This is a genomic window from Nonlabens arenilitoris (genome assembly GCF_002954765.1).
In the GTDB taxonomy this organism is placed as follows: Bacteria; Bacteroidota; Bacteroidia; order Flavobacteriales; family Flavobacteriaceae; genus Nonlabens; species Nonlabens arenilitoris.
This window is the reverse complement of sequence record NZ_MTPW01000001.1, coordinates 490,491-507,280: the sequence shown is the minus strand read 5'-3', so window position 1 is coordinate 507,280 and position 16,790 is coordinate 490,491. Positions and strand designations below refer to the sequence as shown.

At 35.4% G+C, this 16,790-nt stretch carries 9 protein-coding genes; 4 read left to right on the top strand and 5 right to left on the bottom strand.

The features are described from left to right. Window positions 1-94: 94 nt before the first annotated feature. The 4 genes from BST92_RS02095 (at window position 95) to ctlX (ending at window position 8,874) form a co-directional block, all read left to right on the top strand. A complete protein-coding gene (locus tag BST92_RS02095; protein WP_211292425.1) occupies window positions 95-5,326 on the top strand; it encodes a zinc-dependent metalloprotease family protein in 5,232 nt (1,743 codons plus the stop codon). Window positions 5,327-5,596: 270 nt separating this feature from the next. Next, complete coding sequence (locus BST92_RS02090) at window positions 5,597-6,883, top strand: citrate synthase (RefSeq protein WP_105069965.1); 1,287 nt, start codon at window positions 5,597-5,599, stop codon at window positions 6,881-6,883. Between the two features lie 129 nt (window positions 6,884-7,012). Beyond that, a complete protein-coding gene (locus tag BST92_RS02085) occupies window positions 7,013-7,933 on the top strand; it encodes a dimethylarginine dimethylaminohydrolase family protein (RefSeq protein WP_105069964.1) in 921 nt (306 codons plus the stop codon). Next, window positions 7,933-8,874 carry a citrulline utilization hydrolase CtlX gene (gene ctlX, locus BST92_RS02080; protein ID WP_105069963.1) on the top strand — a complete coding sequence of 314 codons (942 nt, stop codon included), beginning with the start codon at window positions 7,933-7,935 and terminating at the stop codon, window positions 8,872-8,874. Before BST92_RS02085 ends, ctlX begins: the two co-directional genes overlap by 1 nt. A gap of 55 nt (window positions 8,875-8,929) precedes the next feature. Here ctlX and BST92_RS02075 read toward each other — a convergent pair whose 3' ends face one another. From BST92_RS02075 to BST92_RS02055, 5 genes are all read right to left on the bottom strand, one after another. Beyond that, window positions 8,930-10,354 carry an SDR family oxidoreductase gene (locus BST92_RS02075; protein ID WP_105069962.1) on the bottom strand — a complete coding sequence of 475 codons (1,425 nt, stop codon included), beginning with the start codon at window positions 10,352-10,354 and terminating at the stop codon, window positions 8,930-8,932. Window positions 10,355-10,519: 165 nt separating this feature from the next. Further along, window positions 10,520-14,209 (bottom strand): ABC transporter permease/M1 family aminopeptidase, encoded by a 3,690-nt coding sequence (locus BST92_RS02070; RefSeq protein WP_105069961.1) that lies wholly within the window; start codon window positions 14,207-14,209, stop codon window positions 10,520-10,522. Window positions 14,210-14,211: 2 nt separating this feature from the next. Beyond that, window positions 14,212-15,111 carry an ABC transporter ATP-binding protein gene (locus BST92_RS02065; RefSeq protein WP_105069960.1) on the bottom strand — a complete coding sequence of 300 codons (900 nt, stop codon included), beginning with the start codon at window positions 15,109-15,111 and terminating at the stop codon, window positions 14,212-14,214. Between the two features lie 77 nt (window positions 15,112-15,188). Then, entirely contained in the window at window positions 15,189-16,307 is a 1,119-nt protein-coding gene (locus BST92_RS02060; protein ID WP_105069959.1) for a glycoside hydrolase family 53 protein, read from the bottom strand. 16 nt (window positions 16,308-16,323) lie between these two features. Next, window positions 16,324-16,749 (bottom strand): hypothetical protein, encoded by a 426-nt coding sequence (locus BST92_RS02055; RefSeq protein WP_105069958.1) that lies wholly within the window; start codon window positions 16,747-16,749, stop codon window positions 16,324-16,326. Window positions 16,750-16,790: the final 41 nt, after the last annotated feature.

Here is a 16,790-nt window from a genome sequence, read left to right as displayed (position 1 = left end):
GCATAAATAGCATTTAAAAAGGTGATTTTATCGTTAAAATGTTGTTTTTATCGTTTTAGTGTTGCATACTTGTGCCTCCCAAAAACGATTAAACATGAAAAAACTAGTACATATTATTGCATTTCTTTCCATGTCATTATCTTTTAGTCAAGGTGTGATATGGGAAAACTTTTCTAAGGATGGATTGCCATCTTTAACAGATGCTCAAAGGCCTATTCAACCTACGAGTTATGATTTGTATCACATCAATCCGCATGTGTTAGTACAAAAATTGGATGGCGCTGTTGATCGATTTTCAGGCGGAGCGGCAATTACAGTGGATTTTCCAATAGGTAATAATCAATTTGAAACATTTAATGTGTATGATGCTGGAGCCATGGAACCTCAGTTAATGACTGATTTTCCTAATATCCATTCTTATTATGGTTATTCTAGTACCTCACTAAACAAAATATATTTTACTATAACACCTCAAGGATTTAGAGGTGTCATTACTGGTGAAAATATCCTTTATATGGACCCTTTTTCAAAATTGACACCAGATGAAATAATGGTATATAATCGTCGCAACCTAGTGCGTACTGATTTAAGTTTTGAATGTCATACTGATGAGTTAGCAAACAATTCTGCTACACCTGAAATTAATGAATTTCAAACTAAAGCGTTCAGAGATAGAGCGTTTAGAACTTATGAAATAGCTATAGCGGCAACATCTGAGTATACATCTTATCACGATGACGGTAATGCTGCTAATGGCGATGCTCGTGCAGATGCACTTGCGGCAATAGTTGTTACTCTAGCTCGTGTTAATAGTGTATACGAGCAAGAAATGTCTATCAGATTTACACTTGTTGCAAATAATGATAGTTTAATTTATTTCAATAATCTGAATAATCAGGGATATTCAGATCCTTATGATAATTATAGTGGTTCTCAAATGTTAGGAGAAAATACAAGTAATATTAATAATAGAATTGGTACTAACAATTATGATATAGGTCATGTCTTTTCTACTGGTGGTGGTGGAATTGCAGGTCAAAGCCCTTGTGCAAATACTAAAGGTAGAGGTGTTACCGGGATTGTAACTCCAGAGTTTGATCCATTTGATATTGATTATGTATGTCATGAAATAGGTCATCAATTTAGTGCCGAACATACTTTCTATAATGGATGTTTTGGTGGTTCACCATCATCATCACCTTATGAAACAGGTAGTGCTAGCACAATCATGGGGTATGCTGGGATTTGCGCTCCTAATGTTCAAGAGAATAGTGACGCATACTTTCATGCTATTAGTTTACAGCAAATGCATAACAATATCGCAGTTGACACTTGTGATGATCAAATTGATTTAGGATCAAATAATCCAACCGCACCAAACGCAGTAATGCTCACAGATAAGTTTTTACCTGTTTCAACTCCATTTAAATTAACTGCTGGTTCTTCTCAAGCACCAGATAATGGTGAGATTTACACTTATAATTGGGAACAATTAGATACAGGTGGAGATGCGGCTACAGGATCTCCGCAGCCGCCGTTGTCAACAAATACTACAGGTCCTATGTTTAGGTCTAAATTTGGCACTACAAATCCTACTAGATATTTCCCGAACCTTGAGGAGGTTTTAAATGGTGTAGATGATCAATGGGAAACTATTTCTTCTGTAAGTAGGGATATGACGTTTATAGTGACAATTAAAGATAATAATCCTTTTGGCGGTCAGACAGATCAAAGTAGTGTAGTTGTGAGACCTCGTGATATTCAAGGAATAGGAGCATTTGTGGTAAATACCCCAGTCCTTACTGATATATGGTATGAGGGAGAAAATCAAACTGTTACTTGGGACGTTTCAGGTACTAATAGAGTAGAGCTAGCGACTGAGGTTAATGTCTTATTATCACTTGACGGAGGTTATACTTATCCATTCACTCTTGCCTCTGCTGTACCTAATGTAGGTTCTGCTCAAATTTTAGTACCTGTGGGATCGATAACTTCTAATGCTAGAATTATGGTAGAAGCTGTCGGTAACTATTTCTATAATGTAAATAATGGAAATTTTGAAATTAAAGAAGGTACTTTCGAATTATCAACAGCATCTGCTGATGTTTCAACTTGTCAGCCATCAGACGCTAGTTTCAGCTTTGATTATAATGCTGCTCCTGGGTTTAATGAAGTGGTTACTTTTAGCACTATTCAATTGCCATCAGGACTTACGGCATCTTTTAGTCCTTCAACAACAACAAGTTCAACTGCTGTAAATGTTGTAATTACGGGTACAGATACAGTAGACGCTGATTTATATAACTTTAGGGTAGTTGCGACTTCAACCTCTGCAACTATTGATGAAGAGTTTAATTTAAAAGTTTTTGATAATAATGTTGGTGAGGTTGCTATAGTGTCACCTATCAACGGTGCAGGAAATCAAGTCGCAAATCCTTTATTAGAGTGGCAAGATTTACCTAGTGCATCTAGTTATTTAGTAGAGGTATCTACATCATCTGATTTTTCTATGATAGTAGAAAGTGCTACTGTGGTAAATAAAACATCATTTCAGACTACCTTACTTAATCCGTCTCAAATTTATTACTGGAGAATTACACCATCAAATGGTTGTGCTACAGGATCTATAGCTTCCATAGCTGCTTTTCAAACTGCACAAGATGTATGTAATGTTTACGATAATGAGTACTTTGAAAATGGTGATAATGTATGGGAAACTGATGTGAATGCAGTAAGTGCCCGAGTTGATGTGCCAGATGATATTGAAATTACTAATTTAAGTTTTTACATGCGTGCAGATCATAATGATACTGGGCATATTAAAATGCAATTAAGTTCTCCTTCAGGTCGTTTTTCAGAGGTATATAATAGAGAATGTGCCGCCGGTAGAGATTTTGATTTAATTGTTAGTGATCAAGGTACAGCGGCATTTGCTTGTAACCCAGGATATACAGGCGCGTTAACAGGTAACCTAAGACCTGGACAGGCTTTTTCTAGATTTAACGGGCTAAGCGCCCAAGGTGAATGGGTGTTGCTGGCGACAGATAGAACATCAGGTACAGGTGGTATTTTTCAAGAATTCAGTGTAACCGTTTGCGGAAGACTACAATATGTTAACGATATTGACAATAACAGAAATAACCTACTGATGACTGCTTACGGAGCATCTACAGTTATAGATCAAACTTTACTAAGGACTCAACAATCAGGTACTACTAATGCAAATATGGTTTATGTAGTTACTCGCTTGCCTAAGCAAGGTGAATTAGAGTTAAGCAATGTAGCACTTAGCTTAGGAGACACGTTCACTCAAGCAGATCTTAATAATAATAGAATTGTTTATAATCATGATTCTACTGAATTAGTGCTTACGGATAGTTTTGATTTCACAGTATTAGGTGATACAAATACTTTAATGAATGCTCAAACATTTAATATATCTATTGAAGAGCCTACTTTAATATATGATAATGGTTGGACGCCATTTGCTCCTAATGCAGATACTGCTAGTCTCAATGCGCAAGTGATAAATGGCTTAGCAACCATCGGGACTGATTCTCACATTAATAATTTTCAGATTATTGGAAATGCAAATAGTTTATTCCTCAATAATAGCCTTACTATACTAGGTGATCTTTCGACTGATGGATACATTGGTGCTACTGATGGGCGGTTAATTTTCTCTGGTTCTAGTGCACAGACAATTTCAGGTGATGGTATTATTGACATTGGTCAGGTAACCATGACAGGTTCAAATACAATATCAATAACTGCAGTAATGAATATACACGATGTATTTACGCCTGCAAGTACAACTATCAATACTAATGGGAACATAGTGTTCCGTAGTGATGTAAATGGAACAGCTCAGTTAGATGACGCTAGCGTTGCTACCATTAATGGAGTTGTACAGGTGGAACGATATATTCCTGCAAAAAGAGCTTTTAGATTAGTAGCCTCTTCTGTAAATTCCACTAACTCAATTTATCAAAATTGGCAAGAAAATGGATCTACGGCATCAGGATTAGGTACACATATAACAGGATCAAGTACTGGTGCAAATGGATTTGACATGACAGCATCAGGTAATCCTTCAATGTTTACTTACGATGCAGTAAATTCTGTATGGGTAACTCAAGCTAATACTGATGTCAATACACTACAGGTAGGTACAGCATATCGTTTAATGGTAAGAGGTGATCGAACGGTAGATATTACGCAAAATGCGCCTGCAGCTACTAATACAACCTTGAGAGCAAAAGGTAATTTGCACCTAGGTGATTTTAATAATTCACTAGCCACTAGTAATGGGGATTTTATAATGATAGCAAACCCATATCAGGCAAATGTAGATTTTAAAACTGTCCTCAATGATGTATCGACTTCTGGTGTTAACGTGAATTTTGCATACTACTGGGATCCTAACTTAAATACAAGAGGTGGTTATGCTACTCTAGATATGACTACACTCAACGGTGACCCTATACCTTTTGCTAGTAATGCAAATAAATACTTACAACCAGGTCAATCTATATTTGTTCAAGCAAGCGGAGCGGCAAATATTACTTTTAAAGAATCTCATAAATCAGTTGATGAAGATTTAAATAATATTTTTAATCAGCCTCAAAACAATTCAAGTGTTCTTGTCAGTCTGGTTAATCGTAATTCCCAAACAATTATGGATCAAACTGTAAGACGTATTAATAGTGCAAATAATCCACAAGTAGATCAAAGTGATGCCGTAAAGTTTTATAATCAAGATGAAACTCTAGCTATCGTACAAAATGGAAATCTATTAAGTATTGATAAAAATATTATGCCTGTAGTAGGAGATCACATAACCTTACTTACAGATCGATTTAGAGCAACACAATATACATTACAGGTACTTATAGATGGGTTAGTAGGAGTAAAGCCGGTATTAGTAGATCACTATACATTAATTCGTACAGATCTTATAGAAGGTACTAATTCTATTGATTTTGACGTGGTGCCAGGCGATGCAGCAAGTAGTAATATAAACAGATTTGAAATCGTATTTGAAAACGTGACATTAAGTAGTAATGATATCAACCTACAGGAAGACCTTAGGTTGTTCCCTAATCCAGTTACCAGTGGTCAGTTTGCTATACAAAGCGATTTATTGAATGGTAAAGAAGTGACGGTTAGTTTGTATAATACGTTAGGTCAATTAATACATACCCAAAATGCTACTTTCAATAACAGTATTATAATTAAACCTAAAGCAAATTTAAGTAGTGGGATGTATCTAGTTCAGGTATCAACAAATGAAGAGAATGCAACATTACAAATCATAGTGAAATAATGTTTGAATAAGTTTTTGGGAACTATCAGACAGTTGAAACGGCGATCATTTTTGGTCGCCGTTTTATATTTTAAGAATAATTACGCTTTCGCGAAAGCGAGTAAAACATACCCTTCTGACCTTTATTGATCTCACTAAATACACATAACAACCGAAATCGATATAGAAAACCAAAATATTTTCTTAAAAGTGTTAAATATCTAGTCTCGATTAACGACAACTTAACGGTCTATGTATTATTTTTGAAGTAGTTAAATCCAAAATATAATAATGTCAGAAAAAGCTATCTTAGAAATCGATGGGAAGAAATATGAATTCCCAATAATCACTGGAACAGAAAATGAAAAAGCCATAGATATTAAGGCTTTAAGAGGTGCAACAGGTGGTATTACTACAATTGATCCTGGATATAAAAATACAGGTAGTTGTGAGAGTGCTATTACTTTCCTTAATGGAGAAGAAGGTATTCTTAGGTATCGTGGTTATTCTATTGAAGAACTAGCTGATAAGGCAGATTTCCTAGAAGTAGCTTATCTATTAATTTTTGGAGAATTGCCTACTCAAACGCAATTAGACAAATTTCATGCAGACATAAAAGCAAACTCACATGTTGATGAAGATGTAAAGAAAATTTTAGACGGTTTTCCTAAATCTGCTCATCCTATGGGTGTGCTTTCTTCATTAACTAGTGCCTTAATTGCTTTCAATCCTACATCTGTAAATGTAGATAGTGAAGAAGATATGTACAATGCTATTGTTAAGATCATGGGTAAATTTCCAGTTCTTGTAGCTTGGGCATTAAGAAAACGCACGGGACAGCCTCTTGATTATGGAGACGATAATCTAGGCTACGTAGATAACATCCTTAAAATGATGTTTAAAAAGCCTAACTCTGACTATACGGTAGACCCTATAGTTTCTCAAGCTCTTGATAAGTTATTAATTCTTCATGCAGACCATGAACAAAATTGCTCTACAAGTACGGTACGTATTGTAGGATCTTCACATGCAGGTCTTTTTGCAAGTTTAAGTGCTGGAATAAATGCGTTATGGGGACCACTTCATGGTGGAGCAAACCAGGCCGTTCTAGAAATGCTAGAAGCAATAAAAGAAGATGGTGGTGATACTAAAAAGTACATGGCCAAAGCTAAAGATAAAGAAGATCCTTTCCGTTTAATGGGATTCGGTCATAGAGTATATAAAAACTTTGATCCACGAGCAAAAATTATTAAAGTAGCTGCAGATGAGGTGCTTGAAGCTCTAGGTGTCGATGATCCTATCTTAGATATTGCAAAAGGTCTCGAACAAGAGGCTCTTAATGATCCATATTTTGTAGATCGCAAATTATATCCTAATGTAGATTTCTATTCAGGTATCATTTATCGTGCAATGGGAATTCCTGTGGAGATGTTTACCGTAATGTTTGCACTAGGTCGTTTACCAGGATGGATTGCACAGTGGAAAGAAATGCGTGAAAACAAAGAACCTATAGGTCGTCCACGTCAGGTATATACTGGTGAGAATCACAGGTCATTTAAAGAAGTATCTAACAGGTAATTTTTTAAATCACAAATTTTATAAACTCTCTAGCGCGTTGTGTTAGGGAGTTTTTTATTGAGAAATAAAGTTGATAAACTCAATGTGGATTCCATAAAAAATTGGTTGTTATATTATTAAATTCGCAATATGAATAAATTAAATCTTAATGTAATTGATGAAACCTCGCGATTGCGTGCTGTGATTCTAGGAACTGCTGCGAGTAATGGTCCTGAGCCTGCTTTAGAGGATGCTTATGATCCTAAATCACGCGAGCACATCCTAGCAGGAACTTATCCATCAAATGAAGACATGGTTACAGAGATGGAAGCTGTAAATGCCGTATTTAAAAAGTATGATGTTAAGGTCTATAGACCAACACATATTGAGGATTGTAACCAGATATTTACTAGAGATATAGGCTTTGTAATTGATGATGTTTTTGTAAAAGCAAATATATTACCAGACCGCGAGGAAGAAATAGAGGCGATACAATATGTGATTGACCAAATAAGTCCAGATAAGGTTATTAGACCACCAGAAGAAGTCCACATTGAAGGTGGTGATGTCATGCTATACGGTGAATATATCTTTGTTGGAACCTATCGTGGTGATGACTATGCAGATTATATTATAGCGCGTACAAACGTAGAAGCCATAGAGTGGTTAAAAAATACTTTTCCGCATAAAAAAGTGATGAGTTTTAACCTGCGTAAAGACAACCTAGACCCATATAATAACGCCTTACACCTAGATTGTTGCTTTCAACCAGTTGGAAAGGATAAATGTATTATACATAAAAATGGCTTTCTTCAAGAAGAAGAATATCAGTATTTGGTAGACTTTTTTGGAAAGGAGAATTGTTTTGAAATTTCACAGGAAGAGATGTATCACATGAATTCAAATGTATTTTCTATAGCACCAGATGTGGTTGTCTCAGAAAAGAATTTTACTCGATTGAATACATGGTTACGCAATCATGGGATAACAGTAGAAGAGGTGCCTTATGCCGAAATTTCTAAACAAGAAGGTCTTTTAAGATGTTCAACTTTACCACTAATAAGAGATTAATGAAACAAATTACAGATACGGTTTTTATGGTAAGGCCGGTGCAGTTCCGTTTAAATGAACAAACAGCTGTTAATAATTATTACCAAGATCAAGAGGCACACGGGCGCATTAAAAATGAAGTAGCAAATAACAAAGCTCAAGAAGAATTTGATGCTTTTACAACTGCGTTAAAAAATAAAGGAATCAATGTAATCATCATTTCAGACGATGAAAAGAACGATACGCCAGATTCTATTTTTCCCAATAATTGGATTTCTACACATCAAAATGGAGATATAGCCCTATATCCTATGTTTGCAGAAAATCGTCGCTTAGAACGCAGACCAGAAGTTTTAGACACGCTAGAGAAAGAAGGATTCAGTATCGCAAACATTATAGACTATACTAGTGCCGAAGATGAAGGGTATTTTCTAGAAGGAACTGGTAGCTTATTACTAGATCGAGTTAATAAGAAAGCTTATTGTAGTATATCACCTCGTGCAGATGAGGAGTTGTTTATAGAGTTTTGTGAAGATTTTGAATATACACCTGTAATTTTTACCGCATACCAAACTGTAGAGGATAAGCGATTGCCTATCTATCATACTAATGTCATGATGGCACTAGGAGAAAACTATGCCGTTATATGTTTAGACTGCATAGATGACAAAACTGAACGTAAAAATGTTTTAAAACATCTTAAAGAAGATGGGAAAGATGTCATAGCTATTACAGAAAATCAAGTAAACGCATTTGCTGGTAATATGATGCAAGTCCATAATGAGGCAGGTGATAGATTACTAATTATGAGTGATCAAGCTTACCAATCATTAACTGCAGACCAGATCAAAAAACTTGAAAAATATAATGAGATAGTACATCCATCTATTGAAACTATTGAAGCCTTAGGTGGTGGATCTGTTAGGTGTATGATGGCTGAGGTATTTTTACCAAAAGCATAATCACTATTTAAACAGTATAGAAAAAGGGTAGAAGTAAATTCTACCCTTTTTTATTTTATCCCTTTGCGATACGCTTGATCATCCCTGCAAAAATAAAGTAATGAAAGGGCAGCATAGAATACCAATATAAGCGTCCCCATATACCTCGCGGTCTAAATGTCGCAGTTTGGTGAACCACATTATCTTCATCGATTTCAAATTCTAACCACGCTTCTCCTGGTACTCGCATTTCAGCAAATAGTAGTAATCTTTTCTCTTTCTTATCTGCTACTAGAACTCTCCAGAAATCTAAAGAATCTCCAGCATATATTGTATTAACATTAGTACGACCACGACGTAATCCTACACCGCCCATAAGTTTATCTACATAGCCTCTTATTTTCCATAAAAAAGTGGCATAATAATATCCATTCTTACCACCTATGGACCATATGCGTTCTAGTGCTGCATCTGGGTCTTCTGTTTTTAATTGTTGAGCATCCTTTAAGCATCCATAGCTAGGCACTTGTTTATATTTATTGAGATTACGTTTAAAACGACCGCTTACCATAGAGTCTTTCCAGCTACTGGCTACTTGGTTTTGTTCAATCTTAGTAAATGCCATAGCTAGCGCTTCTTCATAACTAAATAAATGAATGTCTAGCTTTTCCCTCAAGTCGTTAGGCTGTGCAACTACTTCAATCGCCATACTGTTGACCAGATTTTGTGCTAGCTTATAAGAAGTGCTGGTGACAAAATATAGCCAGTAAGAACTAAGCTTAGGAGTCATAATAGGTACTGTGATGATGTACAGTTTGATTTTACGCATCTTAGCATAACGTGTCATCATTTCTTTATAGGTAAGAACATCTTTACCACCTATATCATAACTATGATTATAACAGTCTTTGTGACCTAATACACCGGTGAGGTAACTCATTACATTACGTATCGCTATAGGGTGTGTTTTAGTGTTGACCCATTTAGGCGTGATCATTAAAGGTAACTTTTCACATAGATCACGCACGATTTCAAATGATGAACTTCCGCTGCCTACTATAATTCCAGCTCTAAGTACGGTCACTGCGGCTGTTGCTGTGTAGAGAAGATCTTCAACACGCTTTCGCGAAAGCAAATGTTTACTAAGCTTATCTTCATTAACAATTCCCGATAAATAAATGATTTGTTTACAGCTTGTGCGATTAATGAGTTGCACAAAATTTATGGCGCTTTCTGCTTCCATCGTGTCAAAGCTCTCTGTACTGCTACTCATAGAATGAATGAGGTAGTAAGAGGCGTCTATGTCTTGAGGTAATTCTTGTTGTGATTTTAAGTTTAAAAAATCAATTTCTATAATTTCGATTTGATCTTTAATCTCTTGCGGTACCGATAGTCGAGCGGCACTGCGTACAGCACAAATTACTTCATGATCTTGTTTAAGTAATTCATATAATAATCTTATACCTATGTAACCATTTGCACCTGTGAGTAGAACTTTCATATCTTAAAGATAAGGTGCAAATAGATGGTATTGCTACATCGATTTGTTAAAAGAGATATTTTAAAGAAATCTTATTATATGACTAAAAAAAAACTTACCACCTTAAAACTGCTGCATCACAATTCTAAAATGGTAAGTGGTAACCTACTCTAATCAATAAAGTTTTTATTCTTTTGCGGTCGTGCTAGATTTTTTTTCTGATAGTTTTGACCTGTTGTCGTCGCTATTTCTATCAATCAGCTTATTATAAGGATCGATACCAGCTTCTATCGGTTTTTCATCTACTATAATGTCAAAAGTGTTTGATATCTCAGACACCTTTAATTTTTCTAAGTAGAGAACTTTTTCTAATCCATTATCATCGTTTACTTCGCCAAATACACCTACCTCTATATAATCTGCAAGTGGTAATGACTGTAATGCTTTGGTTTTTCCTTCAGGTGTAAAAGTAAGGCTGTCACCAGCGATATTTTTATAAACAGACTTACCTTTCTCGTTAGAGCGGTACTTGATCACTTGAGCATCTAATGTAACTAGATATTTACCATCTGGTAATTCTTGATAAGTCGCTTCTTTTACTTTATTGTTATACAAAGTGATTGTTTCAAACATATCAGTAACTAGATACTGTAAAGAATCTGGTGTCACCGCTTTAATATCGTTTACAAACTCTGTTGCAACTGGATAAGGAGCTCCTTTAAATTGATGTTGTTGAGCAAATCTCTTTATGACAGCATTAAATTTTTCATCACCTAGATAGTCACTCATCGCATATAGTACTAAGGAACCTTTTTGATAATGAATGTACTGTTGGTTCTCATTATACATTAATGGATTCTCTTTGATTTGCTCAACGGTTCTACCTAATAGGTACCCATCCATAGCCTCTTTAAGGAATTTGCGCATTTGCTCTTTTCCATTTGCTTTTTCGAGAACTTTAAGAGAACTATACTCAGATAGACTTTCAGAGAGTAATGTTGCTCCTTTAGCATTTGCACCTATTACTTGATGTGCCCACCACTGATGTGCTAGTTCGTGAGCAGTTATACTAAATGGGTAATCAACGGCGTCATTATCCTCATCATCAACATCTGCTATAAAACCTATCGCTTCACTAAAAGGAATCGTATTGGGGAAAGCTTGTGCAAAACCACCACCAGTTCTTGGGAACTCGATAATACGCGCCTGTCTATGCTGGTATGGTGTATAATTATCGTTATAATAATCTAGTCCTTCTTTTAAACCACTCATCATACGGTCGACATTATAGTCATGATCTGGATGGTAATATATTTCTAATTTCACACCATCATGCTCGTCTCTCTTAACATCATAACGGCCGCTTAAGAATGCATAGAAATTGAGGATTTTAGAATCCATTTTATAATTATAATATTTACGTCCGTCTTCTTCCCATTCTTTAATGAGATATCCTGGTGCAATGGCGATTTGATCACTTGAAGTACTTACCGTTGCTTCAAAATCTATCCAGTCACTATTACCACCTATATAATTATTATCTCTTGCGCCAGGAGCATCTGGAGCTGGCAGTCGATCTTTAGGTTCTAGATCATACTTTTTACGTACTTGAGTGTTACGTATTTCAAATTGATCACTATATCCTATGGATGGGAAAATACTGTTATTTATAAAAGTTCCATTATCAACTACAGGAGAGTTATTGTCAAAGAAAGTATTAGGCTTATTCTCTGTAGTGAATTTCATTATAAGAGTATCACCTGGTTGTAATGCCTTTTTAAATTGATACATACGGTAGTTGTAATCCTCAAAATCTTTGACAATATTATTTTCTAAATCTAGAGTAATCTCAGTAGGTCTGTCTGGATAATTTACATGTAAAGTGTCAATTGCAACATCAGTCTGATTTACTAAGGTATAAGTCGCTCCTGCCTTAAAATCACGAGTATCTGGATAGATGTCCATAAATGTATTGACAGCAACTAATCTAGGTTGAGGTATTTTAGCATATTTGCTCAGTTCCTTTTCATAATTAACTTGAAGTTCCTCTTGCTCTTTACCAGATATTTGTTCATTGTCAATGTTGTTTACTTTCCACATGTATCCACCTATAGCAAAGAATCCAAGTAATGAAACAGCCATTATAGCGATGATTGATTTTGACAATCGTGCTTTTGCAATTGCGATACGTTCTTTCATAGAAGTTCCCATACCACGACGGTAGAATAATACAGCAAGAGCAAATAATGCAATACCTAACAGCATCCAATAAACTCTATAGGTAAAGTATTTCCCTAATCCACTACCATAACCATTCATATCACTAGGGCTAGGAGAACCAGCGCCTTGATTGAAAATAAACTGACCTTGTTCCACACCTATAGCTCCTAATAATGGAGGAATACCTATAGCAAGTACTAATAATACTATCAAACCTACCCATTTATTTTTAATGAGTGTATGAATCAATAAAGACATCATAATCCAAGGAATGAAATCCCATATATTAATTACATAAAGGTCAAAAAGATATAGAGGTAACTCAAACTCAAAGAAACCGTTGTACGCTTGGATGATAATACCACTTAAAATCACAATAAGTAAAATGGTGGCAATCATAACAACCATAGCAATAAACTTAGACAGTAACATCGTCCAGTTTCTTGTAGGAGTCGCATCTACTAATTGATTAATGTGAGCCGCTTTTGCACGATCCATTATCAATCCAGTATATAAGTATATCAATAAGTAAGCAAACGTACTGAAGATACCACCTGCAAATTGAAGCATTACCCAAGTTTTAGGTAAAATATCAGTTCCGTACTGCTGACCGGTGATTAACATAGTAAGCAATGAAAATGCAAATGCAACTGAAGCTATTATAATAAAAGGCCATCCTTTTACAATGAATGCAATATCTGATTTTGCGATAATCCAAGCTGTCTTCAATTGTCCTAGGAAAGATAAATCTTGAGTAGCTTGCGGCATGATAACTTTAGTTATAGTTCCAAAGTTCTTTTTAGTGACTCGTTGTGCTTTAGTTTTTGCTAGTGATAAACTTGTTGGGTTTTGTGAAAAATTAAAAGCAAATAAAACACCTATAAAAACAAGTAGTGATATGCCTAACCAGATTAACCTATTATATAGTAAAGTCCCAGTAATCGGGATTAATTGAGTACTTTGTTCTTCTGGAGTCCAGTATTTAATCTGACTGTAAGTGGCACTATCACCAGTAGGCTCTAGTAATTCTACCCAGTAAGAATCATCCATAGTAGGTGCACTAGATCCCGCTGCAAATTGTAGTATGATCATCACTAAAACAAACATGAAACCTATATTCACGTTTCTTAAAAATGCAGTAATGGCAAAAACTATAGCACCATAAAAAAACACATTAGGAATAATGTAAAGTAAAAACGGTTGTAAATAGTTCATGATCTTAAAAGGACCAACTAACTCTTCATTTGCGCCTGGTAAATAAAAACCTAGTGTGATTCCTATTAAACTGGTAACGATGATCAATAGTGTCATTGTCATACCAGCACTGAATTTTGCTAGTAAATAATTCCATTTAGTTAATGGATAAGAATAGAGCACGTTGTGCATGTTATTCTTAAAGTCTCGCTGTATAGTACCACCTATTATAGATGGTATTAACAAGTAGGTAAGAATGGCAAAAAAGCCCAAAAGACTGTAAATACCTACCGCACCATTTAATTTTATCGCACTTGTTACGGTTACATTATCACTATCAAAAACACCTACCGCAAGTGCAGATATTAATAAGGATAATAGAAATAAAACAGCTGCGTATATGTAAAAAAGCGGTTTCTTAAACCAGGTTTTTACTTCGTGTGTATATATCGTTGAGAACATGATTAAGCGATTTCTGTTGCGGCAATAAACCTGTCGTTACTTAATGTTGTAAAGTACACGTCTTCTAGTGTTGGGTCCGCTTTCGCGAAAGCGTCACCAGGAGAAGCTTCTCCATATACACGTACATTGAGTTTATTATCTTCATTATAATTTGAAGAAATCACATTGAAATCTTGTTGCATTTTTTCGATTCCATCGCGCTCTACAGTAGTGGTCCATATTTTGCCAGCGAGTGCTGCTGTCATTTGTTTAGGTGTTGCTTGTGCTAGGATTTTACCGCCATTAAGAATGGCCATATCAGTACAAAGTTCTTTTACATCATCAACAATGTGTGTAGAGAATATAACGATATGATTAGTTCCTATTTCACGTAGTACATTTAAAAATCGATGACGTTCAGCTGGATCAAGACCTGCTGTAGGCTCATCAACAATGATTAATTTAGGATCGTTTAAGAGTAGTTGCGCGATACCGAAACGTTGTTTCATACCACCAGAATAACCTGCTACGTGTTTATTGCGTACATCACTTAAATTAGTTACTTCAAGTGCTTTGTCAACGATAGCATTACGTTCTGCCTTGCTTGTAATGCCTTTAAGACTAGCAAAATAATGTAATAAATCATGAGCGCTCATTTTAGGATACACTCCAAATTCTTGTGGTAAATAACCTAGAGTCTTTCTGAACTCAATTTTATTATTTAAGATATCTAAACCATCTAAATGTATACTTCCAGAATCTGGTGATTGCAATGTCGCAATGGTACGCATCATTGATGATTTTCCTGCACCATTAGGCCCTAGTAGGCCGAACATCCCTGCGTTTATATTTATAGTAACATTGTCTAGCGCTTTTACACCATTAGGGTAAGTTTTAGAAACATTTTTAAGGCTTAGTATCATAATAAACAGTTCTTAAATAATTGATTTGAAGTGTTAGTACATCAATTTTAAGAAATGTTACAATTATGCAGGTAGAATTAATCTAACTCATAAATGTCGATAGCTGTATTCACTCTATGACTAAAATCAAATAAAGCTAGGTTCTCCCAGCTACTGCCATTTGTGCTCGAGTTATTATTGTTAGAAAGAGCGACCCAATCCGGTGCCCAGTAACAATAACCTATTCCTTTATTGCCAGGCAAACTCTTAACCATATTATGAATGCGCAACATATAGGTGCGCTGTCCAGCAGGTGTAGCAGGATAAGATGTGATTAATTGATTTTGTAATCCTACAATGTTGTTAGTTTGATCATCCCAGTTGAGAGTGAATGGATAGGCTGTTTCAACAATCATAACCTTTTGAGTGATCCCAGTAGCAAACGATTGTAGTTGATTTTCAATAAAATCGATATCATTATTATGCCACCATGGATAATAACTTAAACCAGCAATGTCAAAGTTTACATTACGTGAAATTAATTGCTCATAAAAATAATCTGCGTTTTCTATACCTGCATGATGAATCATGATTTGAGAAGCTGGTGAGGCTTGTCGTACTCCTTCAATAGCTGCTTTAGTAAGTTGAATATAATTATCCCAGTTTTCACCGCTAGAAGAATACACCTGGCCCAACGGCCATAACATTCCATTATTAGTTTCATTACCTATTTGTACTATCGCTGGAGAAGTGTCTTGAAGAACGAGCTCTTGCAACACATTTTGCGAGTAATTTTTAATACTTTCGGTCAGTGAGGTAATGTTCAGCGTTGCCCATACATTTGGTATATCTTGTGATCCTGGATCTGCCCATGTGTCTGAATAATGAAAGTCTAGTAAAAAATCCATGCCTTGCGCTTTAGCCTTTAACGCTTGATCTTTTACAAAGTTGAGGTTGTAAAGACCGCTGGTATTATTAATCCATAGACGTATACGTACTAGGTTAACACCACGACTTTTTAGATACGCATAATTATCAACGATATCTTGACTATTCTCATCTTTAAAAACTACTCCGTCTGACTCTATTTCAGGTAAAAAAGAAAGGTCCATTCCTTTATAGAAATCAATAGGCTCTGGTTCTGATTGCCTGTCATTTTCACTACTATCACAAGAGATTAATAAAAATATCAGGATGAGATAAAAGTGTTTTTTCATAGGTGAAATATAAGATTTACAAATCATCTATATATGTATGACCTGTATCACCTTTTTGTTGACTTACTTTTTTGAAAAAATCGTGTATAGGTTTGCGATTCGCTTTTACCTTCACAAAATAATTATCTCTATAAATACTATATTCTTCGGCACGACCTTTATATACGTTAAGTTTATAATAGGGAATAGGCAGTGCATAAGTTTGTAACCTAGATCTAAATCTTACGATAATTCCTTTTTCTCTCAATTCTACATTACATACATTAAGATTATTATCCACCGCGAGTAAGTTATGAATCTGTATGCTACTTGAGGTGATATGTAATTTAGGAGAACCGCTGCCATTAAGTTTCCACCTTTGGCGCAAGCTTAAAACTTTGCCTACGTCATTTTCAATGAGGCGTCGTGTTTCTGGGTCATTATAAGATACATTGTACAGCATATTCTAATAGTCTCAAAAGTTCCGTAAGCCTTTCATAATCC